The sequence below is a fragment of the Rhodococcus wratislaviensis genome, assembly GCF_900455735.1.
Taxonomy (GTDB): domain Bacteria; phylum Actinomycetota; class Actinomycetes; order Mycobacteriales; family Mycobacteriaceae; genus Rhodococcus_F; species Rhodococcus_F wratislaviensis.
This window is the reverse complement of sequence record NZ_UAUI01000021.1, coordinates 58,214-81,573: the sequence shown is the minus strand read 5'-3', so window position 1 is coordinate 81,573 and position 23,360 is coordinate 58,214. Positions and strand designations below refer to the sequence as shown.

Genomic DNA, 23,360 nt, shown 5'->3' with positions numbered 1-23,360 from the left:
CATTACCATGCGACATCCCACGCCGGGCGACGACGACATCGCCGTGGTCGGCATCGCCGCGCGCTACCCCGAGGCCGCGGACCTGGCGGAGTTCCGCGCCAACCTCGCGGCGGGCCGGGATTCGGTACGTCCGCTGTCGCGGTCACGGGCGAAGGAGACCGGGCTGGGGCCTCCCTCCCACTACCACGCGATGGGTTTCGTCGAGGACATCTCCACGTTCGACTACGCCTTCTTCACCCTGTCGAAACGGGAAGCGTCGCTGATCGACCCGCAGCAGCGTCTGGCACTCGTCCTCGCGTATCAGGCGGTCGAGGACGCCGGCTACTCGGTGGCGGAGTTCCGCGACAGCGCGACGGCAGTGGTGTTCAGCGCCGCCACCTCGACGTATCCGGCGATGTGGGCGGAACCGGGAGTGCTGAGCACCCTGGGCAACGTTCCGTTCGCCGTACCGGCCCGGATCGCGTACCAGCTCGGCCTCACCGGACCCTGCTATGCCGTCGATTCGGGGTGCAACGGGTCGCTCATCGCGGTGCACCACGCCTGCCGGGAGCTGCGGTCGGGTGACGCCGACTTCGCCCTCGCGGGCGGAGTCAGTCTCCGGGTGAACGGCCTCCGCGCGGACATGGCCGAAGGATCCGCGGAACTGATGTCACCCGGCGGGCGCTGCCGCGCGTTCGACGCGGACGCGGACGGCACCGCGGTCGGGGAGGGCGGGGCGGCGCTCCTCCTCACCACGATGGCCCGCGCCCGCGCCGATCGCGTCCCGGTCCACGCCGTGATCCGTGGCACCGCAACGGTGTCCAGCGGGCATTCGTCCGCGACGATCAGCTCCCCGAGCGCCCGGGCGCAGGTGGCCGTCATCTCCCGGGCCTGGCAGAAGGCGGGCCTCACCCCGGACGATGCCGGGTACCTCGAGGCCCACGGATCGGGAACCCCACTGGGCGACGCGGTCGAACTCGAAGGGATCACGACCGCGTTCCGGGGCCGTCCCGGCGTACTGCCGATCGGTTCGGTGAAGACCAACATCGGTCACCTCGACCACGCCGCCGGGGTGTCCGGCCTCGTGAAGGCGATCCTGGCCGTCGAGCACGGCGAGTTGTACCCGTCGCTGCACTTCGAACGACCCACCGGTGGAGTCGACCTCGCGGACAACGGAATCGAGGTGGTCACCGAGGCCCGGACGTGGAGCGACGAGACCGGACCCCGGCGGGCGGGGGTGAGTTCGTTCAGCCTAGGCGGCATCAACGCACACTGCGTGGTGGAACAACCGCCGGAGCGTGCCGTCGGATCCCGCGCCGGCACTACGACTCGATTGGTCGGGGTGTCGGCGAAGAGCGTGGGCGCCCTCGCGACGCTGTGTGCCGAACTGGCGACTGCCATCCGCGGGCACGACCTCGACGATGTGGTCTTCACCCTCAACCGCGGCCGCCCGCACCACGACCACCGGGTGGCGGTGCACGCACGCAGCATTGCCGAACTCGCGCAGTCGCTCGCTGCGTGCGCCGCCGAACTCCACGCCCGCCGCGAGGAGTCCGCACCGCTCACCCGGCAACGCCCCGCCGTGGCGTTGCTGCTGTCGCCCGATCGGATGCCGCCCGCACTGCGCGGCCGCACCCTGCCGTCGGAGCTTCCCGCCACCGGCGCCGAGGCGGACCTCCTCGCCGGCCAGATCGCCGTCCACCGCGAACTCCGGGCAGCGGGAGTCACCGTCGACGCCGTCCTCAGCGGTGGCGTGTCCCGGTACGCGGCCCGGTATCTGCGGGACACGATGTCGGCGGTGGAGGCTGCAGACATCGCCGCCGTGGCCGTGGACCCCTCGATCGACACCGACCGGCTCGTCGCCGTCGCGAAGGGAATGCTCGCGGACGGCCCCGTCGTCTTCGTGGAGCCGAGCCCGGAGGGACGCCTCGGCGCGCTGCTCGCCGACGCTCTCCGCGACACGCCGGACGCCGAAATACTCCGCGCGCCGGACACGTCCGACGCGGTCACACACCTCCTCGCCGGGCTGTACGAGCGGGGAATCGACCTCGACTGGGCGGCCGTCGACCGTGGTGACGACTCCGCCTGGCGAGTGCGACTTCCCGGCCACCCGATGCGCGGCTCGCGGTGCTGGTTCGACCTCCCGGGCCAACCCGACTGGGCCGACGCGCCGGACAATCCCTCGGCGGAACCGAGCACCCGAGCGGTGACGGCCGCGCCGGAAGACAGCCTCGACTGGTTGCAGACGACACTGCGCGAGTTGCTCCACAGCGAGAGGGACGTCGGCGCCGACGACGACTATTTCGACCTCGGCGGAAACTCGCTCATCGGCATGCAACTCGTCGACCGGGTGTCCGACCGGTACGGGGTCCGGCCCAAACTCATCGACCTCTACGAGCGGCCGAAGGTCGCAGACTTCGCCGCACTCCTCGCGGACGGCACGTCCGCGTCCGGTGGGCTACCCCCGATCGTGCCGCGGGGGCGGCACGTGATGTCGTTCGGTCAGGTACGCATGTGGTTCCATCATCAACTCGACGCCGTCACGACCATCTACAACCTCCCGATGGTCAGCGAATTGCACGGGCCGATCGACGAATCCGCCGTCCGGGGAATGTGGGACGACCTCGCCGCGCGGCATCGGGTGCTGCTGTCCAACTACGTCGAGGTCGACGGGGAGCCGGAACTGCGGATCCGCGAATCCCTCGGCGACTTCTTCCGCACCGCCGACGTGTCGGGCGAACCGGATCCGGTGGCCGCGGCCCGGGCCCTCGTCCACGAGGCCGCCGTGGCACCGTTCGACCTGGCCACCGACCCGCTTGTGCGGGCACTGCTCATCAGGATCGGCACCGACGAGCACGTCCTGCAGGTCACCACCCACCATTCCGTCAACGACGGGGGTTCGCCGAGGATCTTCGAACAGGAACTGCCCGCCCTGTACGCGGCACGCCGAGCCGGTCGCCGCGCCGACCTCGCCCCGCTCCCCGTCGAGTACTGGGACTACGCCCTGTGGCAGCGGGAACTGATCGCGAGTGCCGCGCTCGACTCCGAACTCGAATACTGGAGAACCGTTCTGGAGGATGTGCCGGTGCTCCGGCTGCCCACCGACCACCCGCGCCCGGAACGGAAGAACTTCACCGGCGCGTTCCACACGTTCACCGTCTCCGAGGACCTGACACGGAGCCTGCGGGCCGTGGCGCGGAGGGAGTCCGTGTCGCTGTTCGTGGTGCTGCTCTCCGCGTTCTACCTCCTCATGGCGAGCCGCAGCCGCCAGCGCGACCTCGTGGTCGGGACACCGACGACCGGGCGTAACCGGCCGGAACTGTCCGGAATGATCGGGTACTTCAACAGCACGGTGGCACTGCGCGCCGACCTGTCCGGGAACCCGAGCATCACCGAGCTGTGCGCCCGCGTGCGTGATGTCGTGCTGGGCGCCCTCGAGCACCAGGAGATCCCGTTCGACCGCGTCGTCACCGCACTCACCGGCGACCGGGACCTGAGCCGGACACCCCTGTTCGACGTCTGCCACGTCCACCAGGAACTGCCGGCGCTGCAGTCGCAGCAAGGGCTCACGGAGACGCTGTTCGACCAGGAGGACCCCGCGGCCATCGCGTTCGGCGGGGTGCCGTCCGGCACGGCCAAGTTCGATCTCACCCTCGTCACCACGGAGCGGGGCGGCGAGGACGGCATGGCGGCGGGGCTCGAGTTCAGCACGGAACTGTTCACCGAGCGGACTGCCGCCGCGCTGTGCGCCGAGTACGTCCGCATCCTCGAAGGGGTCGCGGAAGCGCCTCGCACACAATCCATTTCCGTGTTCCTGACCGACGCGGCCCCAACGCCGACGGCGCGACTGGTGGCACCGCCCCTGGTCCCGGCCGACCGGCCCCGGCAGCCCTCGACCGGCGCGGAACCGCCGAGCTACTCGACCGCACGGGTGACGGCGACGCTCGACGGGCAGCCGGATCACCCGGAACTGCTCGCCGCCTGGCTCACGCTCCTCGCCTGGTACACGGCGCAGGACGAGGTGGCGGTGGGCACCGTCGCGGGGCCGGGGACACCGCCGCGACTCGTCGCCGTGGACCTGTCCGGAGAACCCACCTACCCGGAGCTGGTGGAGACCGTACGCGGGGAGCTGTCCGCGGACCCTCGCGCGGCCGACTCGGCGGTGCAGCACTTCCCGGTGCGCTGCGACGGGGAGCGCGACGGCGGTGACGATCGGGCCGGCCCGTCGCCCGCCGAACTCGGACTGTCGTGGACCCGCGGTCCCACGGGACACACCCTCGAACTCGACTACGCCACCGACCTCTTCGACCGGAGCACGGCTACCGCGATGCTCACCGACCTCCAGCGGCTGCTCGCCGGACTCGAGGCTCATCCCGACCTGCCCACCCAGGAGGTGGCGATGGAGTACGTGCATCAGGACGACACAGGCTTTTCGACGGAGGCGGCGCGATGAGTGAAGGCAGTGCGATGAGCGTCGGTGTGGTGGGGGCGGGGACCATGGGCGCCGGGGTGGCCGAATGTCTCGCGCAGGCCGGCCACGACGTGATCGTCGTCGACCCCGACCCACAGGCTGTCGAGCGGGCCCGGTCTCGGATGCGCGACTCGCTGCGGCTCGCGATACTCCTCGGCCGGGCCGGTGGTCCGAAACCCGCCGAGGTCGCCGCGCGGGTGCACTGGACCGGGCAGATGACCGATCTGCGGGACGCCGCCGTCGTCATCGAATGCGTCCCCGAGCGAATCGATCTCAAGGAGAAGGTCTTCGCCGAACTGGACCGTGTGTGCGCACCCGCCGCGCTACTCGCGTCGTGCACCTCCGGCATCCCCGTCGACCGTCTCGCGGACAGTACGACGAGACCGGAGCAGGTGGTCGGACTGCATTTCATGAACCCCGCGCCGCTCAAGGACACCGTCGAGGTGGTGCGGGGGCCGCGGACGTCGCCGCAGTCGCTGGACCGTGCGCTGGCGCTCCTCGACTCACTGAACAAGACCGGCATCGTCGTCGGCGACGGTCCCGGATTCCTGCTGAACCGTGTCCTCATGCTGTGTATCGCCGAGGCGGCAACCGCGCTCGGCGACGGTATCGCCGACGCGGACACCACCGACGCGTTGTTCGAAGGCTGCCTCGGCCACCCGATGGGACCACTGCGGACCGCGGACCTGATCGGCCTGGACAACGTCCACGACACGATGACCGCGTTGCGCGAGTTGACCGGCGACGACCACTACCGCCCGCCCGAGTCGCTCGTCGCCCTGGTCGAGGCCGGTCATCTCGGACGTAAGACCGGGCGAGGATTCCATGAGTACCGGTGAGGTGCTGCCCCTCACCTACGATCAGCTCGCGGTGCTCCGCGCCGACCTGCCCGATGCCTCCTTCGGACAGTATCTCGAACTCGAAGGGCCGCTCGACGAAGACCGGTTCTGCCGGGTACTGCAGCAGACGCTGGCCGAATGCCACGGCCTGCACACCACTTTCGTGCTCGACGGCCCGGAACCCGCACAGGTCGCCGGCGCCGCGGTGACCGGCCCGGACGTCCTCGACGCCGCCGCGTCCGACGATCCCGGCCGGCTCGTGACGACGTGGATCGACCACGAGCTGAACCGGGCGATGGACCCCGGAACCGGACCGCTGTACGTGCACGTCCTGTTCCGGCTTCCGCATGGCCGATACGGGTGGTTCCAGCGCTACCACCGCCTGGTGAACGACGAACCGGGCATGACGGCGATCGTCCGCCGCACCGCCGAGGCCTACGAGACGGGGGAAGCCGCTCCCACCTCGCCGCCGGAGTCCCGGCCGTTCGTGCCGCCCTCCGTCCCGCTGACCTCCGATGCGCGATACCGCGAGAGCGACTCCTGGGCGGACGATCGCCGCTACTGGGAGCACCTGCTCGCCGGAGCGCCGCGCCATGAGACCCCGCCCGGTCCGGCTTCCGAAGAGGGGAATCCCGGCCCGTTCACCATTCCCGCCGACGGCGCGCTCGTGCGGCTCGCGCGCCGCAGTGGTGGTGGTTCCGCCGCCGTCCTGCTCGCGGCGCTGGCGGTGTACCGGCACAGCCGCACCGGCGTCGAGGACGTGCTGGTCGGGCACCGGTCGCACGGGTCCACCACGCCCGTGAGGCTGTCCCTCGCACCGCAACTCACGTTCGACGCGCTGACACGGAACGTGGGATTGCAACTCCGGAGATCCCGGAGACACCGGTTCCTCGCGTCCGCAGATGGTCCGGTGGAATCGTGGCCGGTGGCAGGCGGAATGCGCGAACACCTCGGCGTCGAGCGCATCGGTGAGGGTGCCGTCGCCGTCGTGAAGCGGTGGGACTCCACCGGCGGCGGGGTGTTCGTGGAAGTCGACGACCGAGACGGTTCCTGGACCGTCGACGTGCACGGCCCCGGCGACGCCCAGCGCCTCGCCCACATTCTCGACGCCGCGGTCGCGGCACCGGATACGCCGTTGGCTGGTGTGGATGTGTTGGGTGTGGTGGAGCGTGGGTTGTTGGTGCCGGTGCGGGGTGGGGTGGGTGTGGGGGTGCGGTTGTTGCCGGAGATTGTGGCGGGGGGTGTTGCGGCGAATCGGGGTGGTGTGGCGGTCTCGTGTGGGGGTGTGGAGTTGTCGTATGGGGAGTTGGATGAGTGGTCGAATCGGTGGGCGCGGGTGTTGATCGGGCGGGGTGTGGGTCCGGGGTTGGTGGTGGGGGTGGCGGTGCCGCGGTCGGTGGAGTTGTTGGTGGCGGTGTGGGCGGTGGTGAAGTCGGGGGCGGCGTTTGTGCCGGTGGATCCGGGGTTGCCGGTGGTGCGGGTGCGGGAGTTGTTGGTGGATTCGGGTGCGGTGGTGGGGTTGTCGGTGTCGGGGGTGGTGTTGCCGTCGGTGGTGGAGTGGTTGCGGGTTGATGATGTGGTGGTGGTGGAGGGGGTGTCGGGTGCGGGGGTGTCGGATGGGGATCGGGTGCGGCGGTTGGTGGTGGGGGATGCGGCGTATGTGATGTATACGTCGGGGTCGACGGGGCGTCCGAAGGGGGTGGTGGTGACGCATGGGGGGTTGGCGAATTTGGTTGAGGAGGTGCGGGTTCGGTTCGGGTTGTGGTCGGGGTGTGTGGTGTCGCATGTGGCGTCGCCGAGTTTTGATGCGTCGGTGTACGAGTGGTTGATGGCGTTTTCGGTGGGGGCGCGGTTGGTGGTGGCGCCGCCGGGGGTGTTCGGGGGTGCGGCGTTGGGGGAGTGGTTGTCGGTGGAGGGGGTGACGCATTGTTTTGTGACGCCGTCGGTGTTGGCGACGGTGGAGTCGGGGGGTTTGGGGTCGGTGCGGGTGTTGGTGGTGGCGGGGGAGGTGTGTGGGCCGGAGTTGGTGGCGCGGTGGGCGCCGGGGCGGGAGTTTTTCGATGCGTATGGGCCGACGGAGGTGACGGTGCAGGCGACGGTCAGTGATGCGTTGGTGGCGGGGGGTGTGGTGACGGTGGGTGGTCCGGCGGTGGGTGTGGAGGTGGTGGTGCTGGATGGGTGGTTGCGTCCGGTGCCGGTGGGTGTGGTGGGGGAGTTGTATGTGGGGGGTGCGGGGTTGGCGCGGGGGTATCTGGGGCGGGCGGGGTTGACGGCGGGGTCGTTTGTGGCGAATCCGTTTGGGGTGGTGGGGTCGCGGTTGTATCGGACGGGGGATTTGGTGCGGTGGGATGGGTTGGGGTCGTTGGTGTTTGTGGGGCGTGCTGATTTTCAGGTGAAGGTGCGGGGTCAGCGGGTGGAGTTGGGGGAGGTGGAGTCGGTGTTGGTGTCGTGTCCGGGGGTGGGGGCGGCTGTGGTGGTGGTGGGTGAGGGTGGTCGGTTGGTGGGGTATGTGGTGCCGGAGGTGGGGGTGCGGGTGGATCCGGGTGTGGTGGTGGAGTTTGCGGGGTCGGTGTTGCCGGGGGGTGTGGTGCCGTCGGTGGTGGTGGTGTTGGGGGAGTTGCCGGTGACGGCGAGTGGGAAGGTGGATCGTGCCGCACTCCCCGCACCGGACGTGGCGCGCGGACCACACCGCGCGCCGCGGACAGCGACGGAAGAAACGCTGGCGTCGGTGTTCGCCGAAGTGCTCGGCGTCGACCAGGTCGGCTTGGACGAGTCGTTCTTCGCGCTGGGCGGCGACAGCATTCTGTCGATCCGGCTCGTATCCCGTGCCAAGGCACGAGGTCTCGTGTTCACGCCACAGCAGGTGTTCGAGCACCGGACGGTGGCCGCGCTGGCCGCGGAGTCGGAGATCACGGATGGTGAGACCACGGTTGCGCTCGCCGAACTCGCGGGCGGCGGAATCGGCACGTTCCCGCCCACGCCGGTGGTCCGGTACCTGATCGAGCGCGGCGGACACTTCGAGCGGTTCAGCCAGAGCGTGCTGCTCGACCTCCCGGGCGGCATCGACTCGGACCGGCTCCTCGAGACCATCACCGCGGTGCTCGCACGACACGACATGCTGCGGTCGCGGCTCTATCAGGGCGCGAACGGGCAGTGGCAGATGGAGACTCGTGCCGCGACAGAGATCGACACCGACGCATTGGTCCGGCGGATCGCCTTCGACCCGGCGACCGATCCCGGCACGGTGGCAGACCTGATCGCCGCCGAGCACCAAGCGGCCGTGAACAGATTGCGGCCGTCCGACGGGGTGGTCGTCCAGTTCGTGTGGCTCGACCCGGAGCCTGCCGCCACACCCCCGGCCCGGGCAGGCCGATTGATCGTGGTGGCCCACCACCTCGCGGTCGACGGGGTGTCGTGGCGGATTCTGCTGCCCGACTTCGCAACTGCCTGGTCCCAGATCAGCACGGGGGCCGCGCCGGACCTCCCGGAACCGGCGACGTCGATGCGCCGCTGGGCGCACGCGCTGGCCGAGGAAGCTGCCCGCAGCGAGCGAGCCGCAGAGCTGCTGTGGTGGCAAGACGTCGTCGAAGGACCGGATCCTCCGATCACCGACCGCCCCCTCGATCCGGGGCTGGACCTCGCGACCGCGCTGCAGGACGTGAGTGTCGAGACGTCCCGCGACGACACGTCCGCTCTGCTCACACGCCTGCCGGAGCTGTATCACGGGGGCGTCCTCGACGTCCTGCTGACGGCGCTGGTGGTGGCGTCGTCGAGGTGGCGAGCGGAGCGGGGAATACCGGGAACGTCGACTCTGATCCGGTTGGAAGGCCACGGCCGGGAGCAGCAGGTGGTGCCCGGTGCCGACCTGTCCCGCACCGTCGGCTGGTTCACGACGGTCTTCCCCGTCCGCGTCGATCTCCGGGGCATCGACCTCGACAACGCACTGGCCGGCGGCCACGACATGGGCAGCGCCGTGAAACGCGTGAAAGAACAACTCAGGGCAGTGCCCGACATGGGCATCGGCTACGGTCTGCTCCGGTACCTGAACGCGGACACCGCAGGCAGCCTGCCGAGAACGGAACCGGGGCAGATCAGCTTCAACTATCTCGGTCAGGTGCCGGATTCGGCGGACGGCAACTCCGCGGTCGGCTGGAGTCCCGCCGACGGGTTCGGCGACCTGCGGTACGTCCCGGACCGCGACATGCCGGCGTCTGCCGCCATCGAGGTCAACGCGATCGTGATCGGTGGACGACTCCGGGTCGGGTTCGGTTTCCCGGACACCCTGCTCGCGCACGCCGACGTGGAGCGGCTGGCAGCGCGATGGCGGGAAACGTTGTTCGCCTTGGTGTCCCACGCTCGCAGTGGGGACGCAGGCGGACTCACACCGTCGGACGTTCCCCTCGTCGACGTCACCCAGAGCGACCTCGACACATGGGAGCGGCGCTTCGGCGCGCTCACCGACGTGTGGCCGCCCGCACCATTGCAGGCCGGGTTGCTGTTCCACGCGCTGCTGGCGAAACCGTCGATCGACGCATACACGGTGCAGGTGGAACTGCACCTGAAAGGCGCCGTCGACCCGGACCGGATGCGCCGCGCCGCAGAGGCATTGCTGGAGAGGCACGCGAATCTGCGGGTGGCGTTCGTTCCCACCCGAGACGGAACATTCGTCCAGGTGGTTCCCGCGGCGGTCGACGTACCGTTCCGCGAGATCGACCTCACGGATCTACCCGAGGCCGTGCGCACCGCCGAACTGGACCGGGTCCTCACCGCCGACCGCGCCGAGCCGTTCGACACGTCCCGGGCCCCTCTGGTGCGGTTCCTGCTCGTGACGACCGGCAGCCGCGAATCGCGGCTCGTGTGGACCAATCATCACACCCTTCTCGACGGATGGTCGATGCCGCCGGCGATCCGCGAGCTGCTCGCGCTCTATGTGGCCGGAGACGAGGACGTGTCGGCGCTGCCACGCCCCCGGCCCTACCGAGACTTCCTGTCGTGGCTGCATCGCCGAGACCCGGCGGACTCGCGAGCGGCGTGGGCGACCGCGCTCGCCGGCGTCGACGGTCCGACGCTGCTCGTGCCCGACGCACAGGGACGGCCGCTGTCGGCTCCTCCCGAGAGTGCCCGGTTCACCGTGTCCGAGGAACTGACCGCCGACCTCACGACGCTCGCGCGCACCCGCGACACGACACTGAACACGGTGACGCAGGTGGCGTGGGGCATCGTGCTCGGCGCAGCAACCTCCCGCCACGACGTGACGTTCGGGAGCACCGTGTCCGGCCGGTCGCCGCACCTGTCCGGTGTCGAATCGATGATCGGGTTGTTCGTCAACACCGTGCCCACCCGCATCACTCTGAACCCCCGGGAAACGCTGGGCCGGCTGCTCGACCGGACACAAGCGGAACAGGCAGCCCTCCTCGACCACCATCACCTCGGGCTCGCCGACATCCAGCGAGCAGCCGGCCCCGACATCGGTTTCGACACGGCGACCGTCTTCGAGTCGTACCCGATCGATCGGGGAGGCCTGACCGAGGACACCGACCTCGCCGGGATCCGGGTGGTCGACGTGCGTGGCGTCGACGCCACGCATTATCCGCTGAGCGTCGCCTTCTCGGTGGACACGCAGCTGCGCATGACGTTTCACTACCGACCCGACCTGGTAGACCGGGCCACCGTCGACGCGATCGCAGGCCGGGTGACCCGGGTGCTCGACGCCGCGGTCGCGGCACCGGATACGCCGTTGGCTGGTGTGGATGTGTTGGGTGTGGTGGAGCGTGGGTTGTTGGTGCCGGTGCGGGGTGGGGTGGGTGTGGGGGTGCGGTTGTTGCCGGAGATTGTGGCGGGGGGTGTTGCGGCGAATCGGGGTGGTGTGGCGGTCTCGTGTGGGGGTGTGGAGTTGTCGTATGGGGAGTTGGATGAGTGGTCGAATCGGTGGGCGCGGGTGTTGATCGGGCGGGGTGTGGGTCCGGGGTTGGTGGTGGGGGTGGCGGTGCCGCGGTCGGTGGAGTTGTTGGTGGCGGTGTGGGCGGTGGTGAAGTCGGGGGCGGCGTTTGTGCCGGTGGATCCGGGGTTGCCGGTGGTGCGGGTGCGGGAGTTGTTGGTGGATTCGGGTGCGGTGGTGGGGTTGTCGGTGTCGGGGGTGGTGTTGCCGTCGGTGGTGGAGTGGTTGCGGGTTGATGATGTGGTGGTGGTGGAGGGGGTGTCGGGTGCGGGGGTGTCGGATGGGGATCGGGTGCGGCGGTTGGTGGTGGGGGATGCGGCGTATGTGATGTATACGTCGGGGTCGACGGGGCGTCCGAAGGGGGTGGTGGTGACGCATGGGGGGTTGGCGAATTTGGTTGAGGAGGTGCGGGTTCGGTTCGGGTTGTGGTCGGGGTGTGTGGTGTCGCATGTGGCGTCGCCGAGTTTTGATGCGTCGGTGTACGAGTGGTTGATGGCGTTTTCGGTGGGGGCGCGGTTGGTGGTGGCGCCGCCGGGGGTGTTCGGGGGTGCGGCGTTGGGGGAGTGGTTGTCGGTGGAGGGGGTGACGCATTGTTTTGTGACGCCGTCGGTGTTGGCGACGGTGGAGTCGGGGGGTTTGGGGTCGGTGCGGGTGTTGGTGGTGGCGGGGGAGGTGTGTGGGCCGGAGTTGGTGGCGCGGTGGGCGCCGGGGCGGGAGTTTTTCGATGCGTATGGGCCGACGGAGGTGACGGTGCAGGCGACGGTCAGTGATGCGTTGGTGGCGGGGGGTGTGGTGACGGTGGGTGGTCCGGCGGTGGGTGTGGAGGTGGTGGTGCTGGATGGGTGGTTGCGTCCGGTGCCGGTGGGTGTGGTGGGGGAGTTGTATGTGGGGGGTGCGGGGTTGGCGCGGGGGTATCTGGGGCGGGCGGGGTTGACGGCGGGGTCGTTTGTGGCGAATCCGTTTGGGGTGGTGGGGTCGCGGTTGTATCGGACGGGGGATTTGGTGCGGTGGGATGGGTTGGGGTCGTTGGTGTTTGTGGGGCGTGCTGATTTTCAGGTGAAGGTGCGGGGTCAGCGGGTGGAGTTGGGGGAGGTGGAGTCGGTGTTGGTGTCGTGTCCGGGGGTGGGGGCGGCTGTGGTGGTGGTGGGTGAGGGTGGTCGGTTGGTGGGGTATGTGGTGCCGGAGGTGGGGGTGCGGGTGGATCCGGGTGTGGTGGTGGAGTTTGCGGGGTCGGTGTTGCCGGGGGTGTGGTGCCGTCGGTGGTGGTGGTGTTGGGGGAGTTGCCGGTGACGGCGAGTGGGAAGGTGGATCGTGCCGCACTCCCCGCACCGGACGCTCCGGTGCGCCGATTCCGGGCTCCGGCAACCCCGTTCGAGGCCGTCGTCGCCGAGGTGTACGGCGACGTCCTCGGTGTCGATCGCGTCGGTGCCGACGACGACTTCTTCCGGTTGGGCGGAGACTCGCTGTCGGCCACCCGGGTCGTCGCACGGGTCGATGCCGCTCTCGGCGTCGACGTCGGCGTGCACGCCCTGTTCGAGGCACCGACCGTGACGGCTTTCGCCGAGCGCGCGGCGAAAGCGGGTGTGCTGACGCATCGGCCGGAGTTGCGGGCAGCGCCGCGCCCCGAGCGTATTCCCCTGTCCCTCGCCCAGACCCGCATGTGGTTCCTCAACCAGTTCGACACCTCGTCGCCCGCCTACAACATCGCCATGGCGTTCCGGCTCACCGGCGCACTCGACCTCGGTGCGCTGCGGGCTGCGGTGTCCGATGTGGTGGAGCGCCACGAATCGCTCCGCACCCGATTCCCGATGGCCGGCGAAGAACCGGTGCAGGTGATCCTCTCGGTCGCTGATTCGGTGCCGGACCTGCCCGTCACGTCCGTGTCGAGCGAAGCGGAGTTGCGGGAACGGCTGTCGGAGGCGGTCGCGGAGGGGTTCGACGTCACAGCGCAGATCCCGGTGCGGGCAGCCGTGTTCGAGACCTCCGACACCGACCGCGTGCTGCTGGTGGTGGTCCACCACATCGTCGCGGACGGCGTGTCGATGGTCCCGCTCGCGCGCGACATGATGGTGGCATACACCGCGCGGGCGGCGGGGCACGCCCCGGAGTGGCGCCCGCCGACGGTCCAGTACGCCGATTTCACGCTCTGGCAGCGCCAACTCCTCGGGTCGGAAGACGATCCGCAGTCGATGGTGTCGCAGCAACTGGACTACTGGCGCACCACGCTGGCCGGTCTGCCCGCCGCCCTGGACCTGCCCGCCGACCGCCCGCGGTCGATGCAACGCACGCCCGACGGGAGCAGGGTCGGATTCGAGATCGACGCCGGTCTGCACCGCCGGCTGCTGGCGACGGCGTCCACGCACCAGTCGACCGTGTTCATGGTCGCGCACGCCGCCCTGGCCGCATTCCTCGCGAGGATGTCCGGTACCGAGGACATCGCCGTCGGCACCCCGGTCGCCGGTCGCGGCGAGGCCGCCCTCGACGACGTCGTCGGGATGTTCGTCAACACCGTGGTGCTGCGGACCGTCGTCGCCGACGCGAGCCGGTTCTCCGAACTGCTCGAGCAGGTGCGCGACGTCGATCTCGGTGCGTACGCCCACGCGGAGGTGCCATTCGAGAAGGTCGTGGAAGCGCTGGATCCGCCCCGCTCGACGGCACATTCACCGCTGTTCCAGGTGCTGCTCGAGTTCCAGAACGTGGAGCGCCCCGACCTCTCGCTGCCCGGCGTCGAGGTGGGCGGTATCGATCTCGGTGCGACGATCGCCAGGTTCGACCTGCAGCTGACGTTGTCCGAGGAGTACACGGACGACGGAACACCGGCAGGCATCACGGCCGGTTTCACCTACGCCACCGACCTTTTCGACGCCGAAACCGTCGCAGGCCTGGCCGACCGGTTCGTCCGGATGCTCGACACCGCCGTCACCGACCCGTCGATCAGGGTCGGCGACCTCGAGATCCTCGACGCCCTCGAACGGGACGAACTCGTGCCCATGCGCGGCTTTCCCGCGGCCGCGGAGCGCACACTCCCGGACGTCCTCACCGCGGGCGCCGCGCTCGCACCGGGGGCGACCGCAGTGTCGTGCGAAGGCGTCACCGTGTCGTACCGGGAACTCGACGAGCGGTCGAACCGACTGGCCAGGGCGCTGATCCGTCGGGGTGCCGGCCCGGACGCCTTCGTCGCGATCGGCGTGCCGCGATCGATCGAATGGGTGCTGTCGGTGTGGGCGGTCGCGAAATCGGGGGCGGCGTACGTGCCGGTCGATCCCGCCCTGCCGCCCGCGCGCACCGGCGGCATGCTCGAGGATTCGGGTGCGGTGCTCGGGTTGACGGTGACGGCGCACCGTGACCGGCTACCGGGGGTGGTCCCGTGGTTGTTGCTCGACGATCCCGCGGTGGCGAGCGAATACTCCGGCGACGCGGTGACCGACGCCGACCGGCTGCGTCCGCTGAGAGTCGACCACGCCGCGTTCCTGCTCTATACGTCGGGATCGACGGGAACACCGAAGGGGGTCGTGCTCACGCACGGCGGACTCGCGAATCTCGCAGTCGAGGAACGGGAACGGTTCGCATCCATGCACGGTGCGCGGGTGTCGCACCTGGCGTCACCGAGCTTCGACGCGTCGTTGTTCGAACTGCTGATGGCGTTCGCCGTCGGCGCGACACTGGTCGTCGTGCCACCGACGGTCCTCGGGGGGCGGGAACTGGCCGAACTCCTCACCAGCGAACACGTCTCGCACGCATTCTTCACACCCACGATCCTGGACACCCTCCGCCCCGAGGACGTTCCGTCCCTGCGGATTCTCGCCGTCGCGGGCGAGCGGTTCCCACCCGAACTGGCCGACCGCTGGACCCCGGGACGATTCGTTTTCAACGGATACGGACCCACCGAGGCGACGGTGCAGACCACGGTCAGCGAGGTGCTCTCGCCCGACGAACCGGTGAACGTCGGAGGCCCGGGGCGGGGCGTCGACGTGATCGTGGTGAACGCGTGGTTGCAGCCCGTTCCGGTGGGCGTGATCGGGGAACTGTACGTCGCCGGGCCGGGCCTGGCGCGCGGCTACCACCGGCGGTCGGCGCTGACGGCGGCGTCCTTCGTGGCGAACCCGTTCGGCGAACCCGGCTCCCGCATGTACCGGACCGGCGACCTCGTCCGGTGGAGTGAGATCGGCAGGTTGGAGTATGTGGGACGCAACGACTTCCAGGTGAAGATCCGTGGCCAGCGGGTGGAACTCGGCGAGATCGAGTCGGTGCTGGCCCGCTGCGACGGCGTCGGCCGCGCGGCGGTCACCGTGCACAGCGGCACCGGCGACCGGCTGGTGGGATACGTGACGGCCGAAGCCGGTGCGAGCATCGACACCGCCGAGGTACTCCGGTACGCCGGATCCCACCTCGCGCCCTACATGGTGCCCGCCCAGCTGGTGGTGCTCGACCGGCTGCCCGTCGGCCGCACCGGCAAGCTGGACCGGCGAGCGCTACCCGCACCGATTCTCGCGCCACGAGAGTTCCGGGCGCCCGCCACCGCAATCGAGGAGGCGGTGGCGGAAGTCTTCGCCGACATCCTGGGAATCGACCGCGTCGGGGCCGACGACGACTTCTTCGAGCTGGGCGGGAACTCTCTCGTCGCGACCCGGGTGGCGTCCGCGCTCCGCGACCGGCTCGGCACCGACGTCGTCCTGCAGTGGATCTTCCGCAACCCCACCCCGGAGGGCCTGGCTCGCCGCATCGTCGACCCGTCGGTGCTCGGAAGCATGCCGGCCGACGACGTGCTGAACGTCGTCGTGCCGTTCCGGGCGTCCGGCGCACAACCCGCGCTGTTCTGCGTGCACCCGGCAGGCGGACTCGCGCTGGGATACGCCGGACTGATGAAGTACGTCTCGCCCGACCGTCCGGTGTACGGACTGCAACTGCCGATCCTCAGCGGCGGAACGACGTTCGAGTCGATGGCGCAACTCGCCCACCGGTACGTCGTCGAGATGCGTGCGGTGCAGCCCCAGGGTCCCTACCACCTGCTGGGCTGGTCCCTCGGCGGTGTCATCGCCCAGGCCATAGCCGTCGAACTCCGTGAGTCCGGCGCCGAGGTCGGCACCCTCGCGATGATGGACAGCTACGTCGCGGAGGGCGAAAACTTCGGTGACCTCGAGGTGAACGCCGAGGAGTGGCTGCACGGGCTGGGTGTCGAGTTCGAGGGCGAGGGCGACACCGGCACGTCGTACCGCGAGCAATTGGTCGAGATGCTCGGACGGTCCTTCGGGCGCGACCCCGCGTTCGCGTCGACCCTCCTCGGGCGCATCAGCACCGGCCTGGAGAACTCGAAGCTGATCTCCACCGGATACAGGCCGCGGGTGTTCGACGGCGACCTGTTGTTCTTCAGCGCCGGGCAGTCCGCCGCCGGCGAGGAAGGCGAACGGCCGTCGCCGAGCGTCTGGCAGCCCGCGGTCACCGGCGTGATCGTCGAGCACAAGGTGGAGTGTGACCACCTGCGGATGACCACACCGGAAGCCCTCGCGGTCATCGGGCCGATCCTGGAGGGGGCTCTGGCGTCACGCCCCGATCGCACCGCCGATGACGGGCCAGGACTCCCGTAACTCGGTCTCGAACAGCCCCCACGAATGCGTGCCCTGCGAGAGATACGTGAACGTGGCGGGAATCCCCAGCGAGTGCAGCCGCGACTGGAACGCGGCCGCACACGCGTTGGTCACCATCTCGACGACGCTGCCGCCGATCGTCTGGGGCACCACCAGCACGGGGTCGTGGTTGTCGATGCTGCCGGGAAGTCCGTTGCCGCTCGAGACGAACACTTCTGTGCCGCGCAGACGTTCGGCATTCAGCATCGGGTCGTGCACCCGCCACCGCGGGTCCACGGCAGAGCCCCACATGTTGGCCGCATTGCCGCCGCCCCGCAGTTCCACCATCGACCGCACCATCGCCTGGCCTAGCAGCCCACTCGTCGCGGCACACCCGCTGTACGAGCCGACGGCACGATAGAAACCCGGAGCCTGAATGGCGAGATCGAGTACCGCGCCGCCCGCCATCGACACCCCGCCGATCGCGTTCGCCCCGGTGGTCGCGAACCGGCCGTCGATGGCTGCGGGGAGTTCGCTCGTCAGGTACGTCTGCCACTTGTTCCGGCCGAGGACCGGATCGTCGGCATCCCAGTCGGTGTACATGCTGTACTGGCCGCCGATCGGCATTACCACGTTGACGTGCTTGTCGGCGAAGAAGTCCCGCACACCGGTGTTGTTGAACCAGGAGATCCCGTCCGACCCGCCGCCGATCCCGGTGAGCAGGTAGAAGGTGGGCGCCGGAGCGCCCGATGCGGGAGAGATGACGTCGTTGGCCACCCACCGGCCCATCGACTCCGAATACACGTCCACCCTGGTGATGCGGGGCTCCGCCGACGCCGCCGGCGGACCGAGCACCGCCCACCCGGATACGACCAGCAGCATCACCGCCACTACACGCAGAGAGAACGCGGATCGCAGAGCTTCGAACGGTCGCATGGACGCCCCCTGGCTGTGGCCTGCCCTTCCAATCTAGGACTGCGGGGTACCTGCTTGGTGCGGTTCCAGCGAACCGGTGTAAAGATGATTCGGTGACCGACAACGACCGGCCCGACGAGCGTTTCACCCTCGCAAGCGAGCGGACGTTCCTCGCCTGGATGCGAAGTTCGCTCGCACTTCTGGCCGGTGGCATCGCGATGATCCACCTGGTCCCCGAATTCAGCACCGGGTGGGTGCGGACTACCCTCGGCCTGATCCTGATCGGTCTCGCCGCAGCCGCGGCCCTCGTCGGCATGCGGCGGTGGTCGCAGGTCGAGAAGGCCCTGCGCGACGGATCACCGATGCCGCCGCCCCACGAGTTGTGGCTGTTCGCGGTGACACTGACGGTGGTGGCACTGGGAGCGGCGCTCGCCAGCCTGGTGGCCGCGCTCTAACCTGCAGAAGAGGTTTGCATCTCGCGAACCGGACGTGAAGACGAAGGAGTACACGGTGGCCCACGAACTCAAGCTCGGTTACAAGGCGTCCGCGGAGCAGTTCGGTCCGCGGGAGTTGGTGGAGCTGGGTGTTCTGGCGGAGGCACACGGTATGGATTCGGCGACGGTGTCGGATCATTTCCAGCCGTGGCGGCACGAGGGTGGTCATGCGCCGTTCTCGTTGGCGTGGATGACGGCGGTCGGGGAGCGGACGGAGCGGTTGCAGTTGGGGACATCGGTGATGACGCCGACGTTCCGATACAACCCGGCGGTGGTGGCGCAGGCGTTCGCGACGATGGGGTGTCTGTATCCGGGGCGGATCATGCTCGGGGTGGGCACCGGAGAGGCGCTCAACGAGATCGCGACAGGCTTCGCGGGGGAATGGCCGGAGTTCAAGGAGCGGTTCGCGCGGCTGCGGGAGGCGGTCCGGTTGATGCGCGAACTGTGGCTCGGCGACCGGGTCGATTTCGAGGGGGAGTACTTCACCACGAAGGGGGCGTCGATCTACGACGTGCCCGAGGGAGGGATTCCGGTGTACATCGCCGCCGGTGGTCCGGTGGTGGCCCGGTACGCCGGTCGTAGCGGTGACGGGTTCATCTGCACGTCCGGTAAGGGCATGGAGCTGTACACGGAGAAGTTGATGCCTGCCGTCGCGGAGGGGGCGGAGAAGGCGGACCGTGATGTGGCGGAGATCGACAAGATGATCGAGATCAAGATTTCGTACGACACGGATCCGGAGTTGGCGCTGGAGAACACGAGGTTCTGGGCGCCGTTGTCGTTGACGCCGGAGCAGAAGCACTCGATCGACGATCCGATCGAGATGGAGAAGGCGGCCGATGCGTTGCCGATCGAGCAGGTGGCGAAGCGGTGGATCGTGGCGTCGGATCCGGATGAGGCGGTGGCGCAGATCCGCCCGTATCTCGATGCGGGGTTGAACCACCTGGTGTTCCACGCTCCCGGCCACGATCAGAAGCGGTTCCTGGAACTCTTCGAGCGGGATCTCGCGCCGCGGTTGCGGGGATAGGCGGCTTCGCCGCCCGTGCGTGGTTAGCGAGTGCAGTGACTCGTCAACCACTCACGGGCGCGGAGCGCCTCAGAGCATGTTCACGCGCTTGTAGAGATGGCGGGACGGACCGCCGAGCAGATCGGCATCGTCCAGGAACCGCATGAGCGGCTGCGAACTCTCACGGATCTTCTCGGCCCGGAACCGGTTGTTCTTCGCCTCGCGCAACGCGCGTTCGGTGTCCAGCCCGGCTGCCGCGTAGACGGCGGGATTGATCATGCTGGAGACGATCAGGTTCGACGCGATCGCGATGCACGCGCGGCTCGCCGCACGGTGTGCCTTGCTCATGCCCTGAGCCCGTCGCAGCGACTCCTCCCGGGCGAAGCGCATGTGCCGCGCTTCTTCGACCACGTGAATCTTGCTGGTGACGCGGACGATCGGCTGGACGCGTGTGTCCTTCATCCAGTCGCGCTGCATGACGTCGAGGATCTCCTCGGCGACGAGAATGCCGGCGTACGCGACCTCTCCCGAGGCGAGCGCCTTGAACCCGCGACCCAGCGTCACCACCGACTTGCGCGGAACATAGGAGGGGCACCCGAACTTCTCGGCGGTGCGCGCGAACATCACCGAATGCCTGCACTCGTCGGCCACCTCGGTCAGCGCGAACTGGAAATGGGCCTGCGACGCGTCCGTGGCGTACATGTCCCGGATGACCATCTGCTGGAGGATCATCTCGAACCAGATTCCGGTCCCCATGATCGAGGACACCTCGTGCTTCGTCAGCGTGATCTGCTGTTCGAACGTCATCTCGTCCCACATCGGCGTGCCGTACAGCGTGGACCACTCGGGTGTGAGGCCGTACAGGTCGTCGGGGACGGGCGCGTCCCAGTCGACCTCGACGGTCGGGTCGTACGACATGCGTGCGGAGGACTGGAGAAGCCGGGCGCCGGTGTCCTGGCGATCCGTGATCTTCGGATTACGGATAGCGAGCGTCGAGCGTGCCATGAAATCCTCCATGTCAGTGTGTCCAGCAGTTACACCTAATCATGTCGAAGAAGATCCTTGACGTCAATGCCTCTGGTGTACAAACAGTGGACAAAGAATAGGTAGGTCCTCGGGCGTCAAGGCCTCGGTGATGATCCCCACAACTCCGACTCGAGGCTTGCTCAAAATTTGCCGATCGTCTGTAGTGAGTTCTCGGCAGCGGGCCCGGATGAGCCCTTGCCCTGGCATCACCCTGCAGAAAGCGGAATGAACCCATGTCTGATCAGAAGAGTGCCGCACAGCCCCACAGCCACGACGTCGTCGTCGGCGCCCGCGTTCGGGTCCGTCGCGACTCCGACGCTCCCGCACCCGGTGTCGTGATCGAGGATTTCGCGGACCTGTCCCAGTCGGAGGGACTCCTCGGACGTGATTGGGCGCCCGTGCACCGCTGGGCCGTCGCTCTCGACGACGGACGCCTCGTGTTCGCCGACGACGGCGAACTCGACCTCGACACCGACGCACCGCAGGCGGCGCTCGGCTGATTCAGCCGAGTCCGTCGGCGACATCCTGGAGTTGCTCGACAGTACCTGCGGCGATGGTCCGCACATGTTCGGTGACGACCGAAATCGGCCAGTCCCACCACGCGATCCGCACCAGCGCGGCGATCTCGGATTCCGAGTAGCGGTATTTGAGGTGGACGGCCGGATTCCCGCCCACGACGGCATAGTCCGGCACGTCCCGCGTCACCACCGAACCGGTCGACACGATCGCGCCGTGCCCGATACGCACCCCGGGCATGATCGTCGCGTTGCCTCCGATCCACACGTCGCTGCCGACGACGGTGTCGCCGCGCGACGGTAGATCGGCGAGCAGATCGGAATGCTGGGCCCACGACCCTCCCATGATCGGAAACGGGAAGGTCGACACTCCGCTCATCCGATGATTCGCGCCGTTCATGATGAACGTCGTCCCGGTCGCGAATGCGCAGAACTTCCCGATGATCAGCCGGTCCGGCCCGTAATGGTGCAGAACATTGCGCGTTTCGAACTCGTCCGCGAACTCGGGATCGTCGTAGTAGCTGTACTCCCCGACCTCGATCAGCGGGTTCTCGATCAGCGGTTTGAGCAGGACAACTCGAGGCTGACCCGAAACAGGGTGCAGGGTCATCGGATCCGGTGCGGCATTCGTGGGCAATTATGTCTCCATTCCCTCGGGCGCAGGTGTGCGCGATCTCTTGTATAGCGCCGTACGGCGCTGCGCTGCACGCGCTTTACGAGGGCCGACTATTGCCATTGTTCAGGGGCTGTTGCTAGAGTCGAACGTGTATTCGAACCTTGGGGGAGGTTGGTCGTGGGGGATGTGATTGCGCCGGATCTGGACGAGTTGCGTGCGTTCGCGGCACGGCTGCGATGCGTCGAGACGGGTGGGGACGCCGGGTTGGGGATCGAGTGGCTCGATGCGATCGAGTCGTTGAAGTCGGTCGGGTGTGCGGTGCAGGCGGTGATCACCGACGGCGTCGCGACGAATATTCGTGCGGACCGCAGGGCTCGAGGGCTGCCGCGGGCGGACTGGGGCCGCGGGATTGCGTCGCAGATTGCGTTGGCGCGCAGAGAATCCCCGAATCGTGGCGGTCGGCATCTCGATTTCGCGCAGGCCCTGGTGCACGAGATGCCCCACACCCTGGCCCTGTTGCGGTCGGGCCGGTTGAACGAAAGGCGCGCCACCCTGTTGGTGCGCGAAACGGCGTGCCTATCGGCGCAGGATCGGGGAAACGTGGACCGCCGGTTGTGCTCGGACCCGGCCACTCTCGACGGGGTCGGCGACCGCGGGCTGATCGCGCAGGCGAAAGCGTTGGCGGTCGAACTCGACGCCGCGGCCGTGATGCGGCGGCATCGGAAGGCTGTGTCCGAGCGTCGGGTGACGACCCGTCCGGCGCCGGATTCGATGGCGTATCTGAGCGTGCTGATGCCGGTCGAGCAGGCGGTGTGCCTGCAGGCCACGCTCGGCCGGGATGCGGACAGCCTGATCGCCACCGGGAACAGTGGAGGTCGCACCCGCAGTCAGCTGATGGTGGACCTGTTGTTCGAGCGCGGCACCGGAGCGTCAGTGGCGTCGGGTGTGCCGGTGGCGGTGAACCTCGTGCTCTCGGACGAGACACTGCTGGCCGGTGGGCACGAGGCCGCGCAGCTGCAGGGGTTCGGGCCGGTGCCGGCGGGGATCGCCCGGCGACTGGTGGCGGACGCCCTTGATGGTGACGTGGCGACGTCGTTGCGTCGGGTGTATTCGTGCCCGCAGTCGGGTGCGTTGACGGCGATGGAATCGCCGTCGCGCACGTTCCCGAAGAGCCTGAGGACGCTGATCGATCTGCGGGACCGGACGTGTCGTACGCCGTGGTGTGATGCGCCGATCCGGCATCACGACCACATTCGCTCCCGCCGAGAATCCGGTGCCACGACGGTGGACAACGGGTCCGGGCTGTGCGAGGCGTGCAACTACGCGAAGGAAGGCGACGGATGGACCGCCCGACCGGTACACAACCCCGGCGGCACCCACCTCATCGACCTGGGCACCCCGACCGGGCACCACTACCGCTCGGCCGCGCCGCCGCTCCCGGGCGCGGCATGACGGTCGGGTCACGCGGCGGTGAGAGCGAATACCCGCATCGTGCGGTTCGTTCGGTGCTCGTAGACGCCGTAGACGCGCACCATCTCGTCGAATTCGCGATAGATCCGCGTCCGCTCCGGTTCGGTGAGGAGGGTCGCGGTGACGGGGATGTCCTTCCCGCCGATCGTGACCTTCGCATTCGGCTCGGCGAGGAGGTTCCCCGACCACGCCGGGTGGTGATCCTGCCCGAAGTTGCTGCCCACGACGAAGATCTGCTCTCCCTCGCGGTAGTACAGGAGCGGGCTCGTCCGCGGCGCTCCCGACTTCCGACCCGTCGTCGTCAGCAGGACAACCGGTGCGGCGATCGGACCGAGGATCGTGAAGCGTCCCCTGCTCTTCTGGAGGAGCCGGCGGTCGACTCCGGCGAGATTCCGGATCACCCACGATCCAGGTCGAGTGGCGGCAAATTTCGCGGCGGGCTCGCGGAGGAAGCTGTTCTCGCTGCCCCACCGGACATCAGGGAAGGGTGATTCGGCCATAGGTCATCTGACCGCCCGGCGGGTGCGGTG

Annotated in this window: 12 protein-coding genes; 8 read left to right on the top strand and 4 right to left on the bottom strand. The window is 68.8% G+C overall.

What is annotated here, in order from left to right; translation table 11 throughout:
- The first annotated feature begins 1 nt into the window (after position 1).
- From DTA22_RS22280 to DTA22_RS36335, 4 genes are read left to right on the top strand one after another with little or no spacing between them, the layout of a single operon-like run.
- Positions 2-4,432, top strand: coding sequence for a condensation domain-containing protein (locus DTA22_RS22280; RefSeq protein WP_112300982.1), 4,431 nt, complete (start codon positions 2-4; stop codon positions 4,430-4,432).
- The gene (locus tag DTA22_RS22275; protein ID WP_112300921.1) at positions 4,429-5,289 is read left to right on the top strand and encodes a 3-hydroxyacyl-CoA dehydrogenase family protein; all 861 of its coding nucleotides are present in this window, start codon (positions 4,429-4,431) and stop codon (positions 5,287-5,289) included. The genes DTA22_RS22280 and DTA22_RS22275 overlap by 4 nt, the downstream gene beginning before the upstream one ends.
- Positions 5,276-12,517 (top strand): non-ribosomal peptide synthetase, encoded by a 7,242-nt coding sequence (locus tag DTA22_RS22270; RefSeq protein WP_174233844.1) that lies wholly within the window; start codon positions 5,276-5,278, stop codon positions 12,515-12,517. The genes DTA22_RS22275 and DTA22_RS22270 overlap by 14 nt, the downstream gene beginning before the upstream one ends.
- On the top strand, positions 12,514-16,812 hold the full coding sequence (locus tag DTA22_RS36335) for an amino acid adenylation domain-containing protein (protein ID WP_255309513.1): 4,299 nt from the start codon (positions 12,514-12,516) through the stop codon (positions 16,810-16,812). The genes DTA22_RS22270 and DTA22_RS36335 overlap by 4 nt, the downstream gene beginning before the upstream one ends.
- Here the strand turns inward: DTA22_RS36335 and DTA22_RS22265 are convergent.
- The gene (locus DTA22_RS22265) at positions 16,768-17,727 is read right to left on the bottom strand and encodes an alpha/beta hydrolase (protein WP_112300920.1); all 960 of its coding nucleotides are present in this window, start codon (positions 17,725-17,727) and stop codon (positions 16,768-16,770) included. The two genes, DTA22_RS36335 and DTA22_RS22265, sit on opposite strands and share 45 nt — an antisense overlap.
- A gap of 92 nt (positions 17,728-17,819) precedes the next feature.
- On the opposite strand from DTA22_RS22265, the gene DTA22_RS22260 reads away from it, so the two are divergent.
- On the top strand, positions 17,820-18,161 hold the full coding sequence (locus tag DTA22_RS22260) for a YidH family protein (protein ID WP_037240845.1): 342 nt from the start codon (positions 17,820-17,822) through the stop codon (positions 18,159-18,161).
- Positions 18,162-18,216: 55 nt separating this feature from the next.
- The gene (gene fgd, locus DTA22_RS22255; protein WP_054247883.1) at positions 18,217-19,224 is read left to right on the top strand and encodes a glucose-6-phosphate dehydrogenase (coenzyme-F420); all 1,008 of its coding nucleotides are present in this window, start codon (positions 18,217-18,219) and stop codon (positions 19,222-19,224) included.
- Between the two features lie 69 nt (positions 19,225-19,293).
- On the opposite strand, the gene DTA22_RS22250 is transcribed toward fgd, so the two are convergent.
- Positions 19,294-20,208, bottom strand: coding sequence for an AurF N-oxygenase family protein (locus DTA22_RS22250; protein ID WP_112300981.1), 915 nt, complete (start codon positions 20,206-20,208; stop codon positions 19,294-19,296).
- A gap of 254 nt (positions 20,209-20,462) precedes the next feature.
- Here DTA22_RS22250 and DTA22_RS22245 point away from each other — a divergent pair, with 254 nt between their 5' ends.
- Positions 20,463-20,729 carry a hypothetical protein gene (locus DTA22_RS22245; protein WP_112300919.1) on the top strand — a complete coding sequence of 89 codons (267 nt, stop codon included), beginning with the start codon at positions 20,463-20,465 and terminating at the stop codon, positions 20,727-20,729.
- 1 nt (position 20,730) lies between these two features.
- On the opposite strand, the gene DTA22_RS22240 is transcribed toward DTA22_RS22245, so the two are convergent.
- Entirely contained in the window at positions 20,731-21,354 is a 624-nt protein-coding gene (locus tag DTA22_RS22240) for a CatB-related O-acetyltransferase (RefSeq protein WP_174233849.1), read from the bottom strand.
- Between the two features lie 183 nt (positions 21,355-21,537).
- Between DTA22_RS22240 and DTA22_RS22235 the strand changes: the two genes are divergently transcribed.
- A complete protein-coding gene (locus tag DTA22_RS22235) occupies positions 21,538-22,812 on the top strand; it encodes an HNH endonuclease (protein ID WP_112300917.1) in 1,275 nt (424 codons plus the stop codon).
- A gap of 8 nt (positions 22,813-22,820) precedes the next feature.
- Here the strand turns inward: DTA22_RS22235 and DTA22_RS22230 are convergent, their stop codons facing one another.
- Entirely contained in the window at positions 22,821-23,330 is a 510-nt protein-coding gene (locus tag DTA22_RS22230; protein ID WP_112300916.1) for a nitroreductase/quinone reductase family protein, read from the bottom strand.
- Between the last annotated feature and the right edge of the window lie 30 nt (positions 23,331-23,360).

Bases quoted from the DNA above. Each gene is read 5' to 3' on its own strand.
- DTA22_RS22270 (WP_174233844.1), top strand. From the start codon at position 5,276: ATGAGTACCGGTGAGGTGCTGCCCCTCACCTACGATCAGCTCGCGGTG.
- DTA22_RS22275 (WP_112300921.1), top strand. From the start codon at position 4,429: ATGAGTGAAGGCAGTGCGATGAGCGTCGGTGTGGTGGGGGCGGGGACC.
- DTA22_RS22230 (WP_112300916.1), bottom strand. From the start codon at position 23,330: ATGGCCGAATCACCCTTCCCTGATGTCCGGTGGGGCAGCGAGAACAGC.
- DTA22_RS22265 (WP_112300920.1), bottom strand. From the start codon at position 17,727: ATGCGACCGTTCGAAGCTCTGCGATCCGCGTTCTCTCTGCGTGTAGTG.
- DTA22_RS22245 (WP_112300919.1), top strand. From the start codon at position 20,463: ATGTCTGATCAGAAGAGTGCCGCACAGCCCCACAGCCACGACGTCGTC.
- DTA22_RS22250 (WP_112300981.1), bottom strand. From the start codon at position 20,208: ATGGCACGCTCGACGCTCGCTATCCGTAATCCGAAGATCACGGATCGC.
- DTA22_RS22240 (WP_174233849.1), bottom strand. From the start codon at position 21,354: ATGACCCTGCACCCTGTTTCGGGTCAGCCTCGAGTTGTCCTGCTCAAA.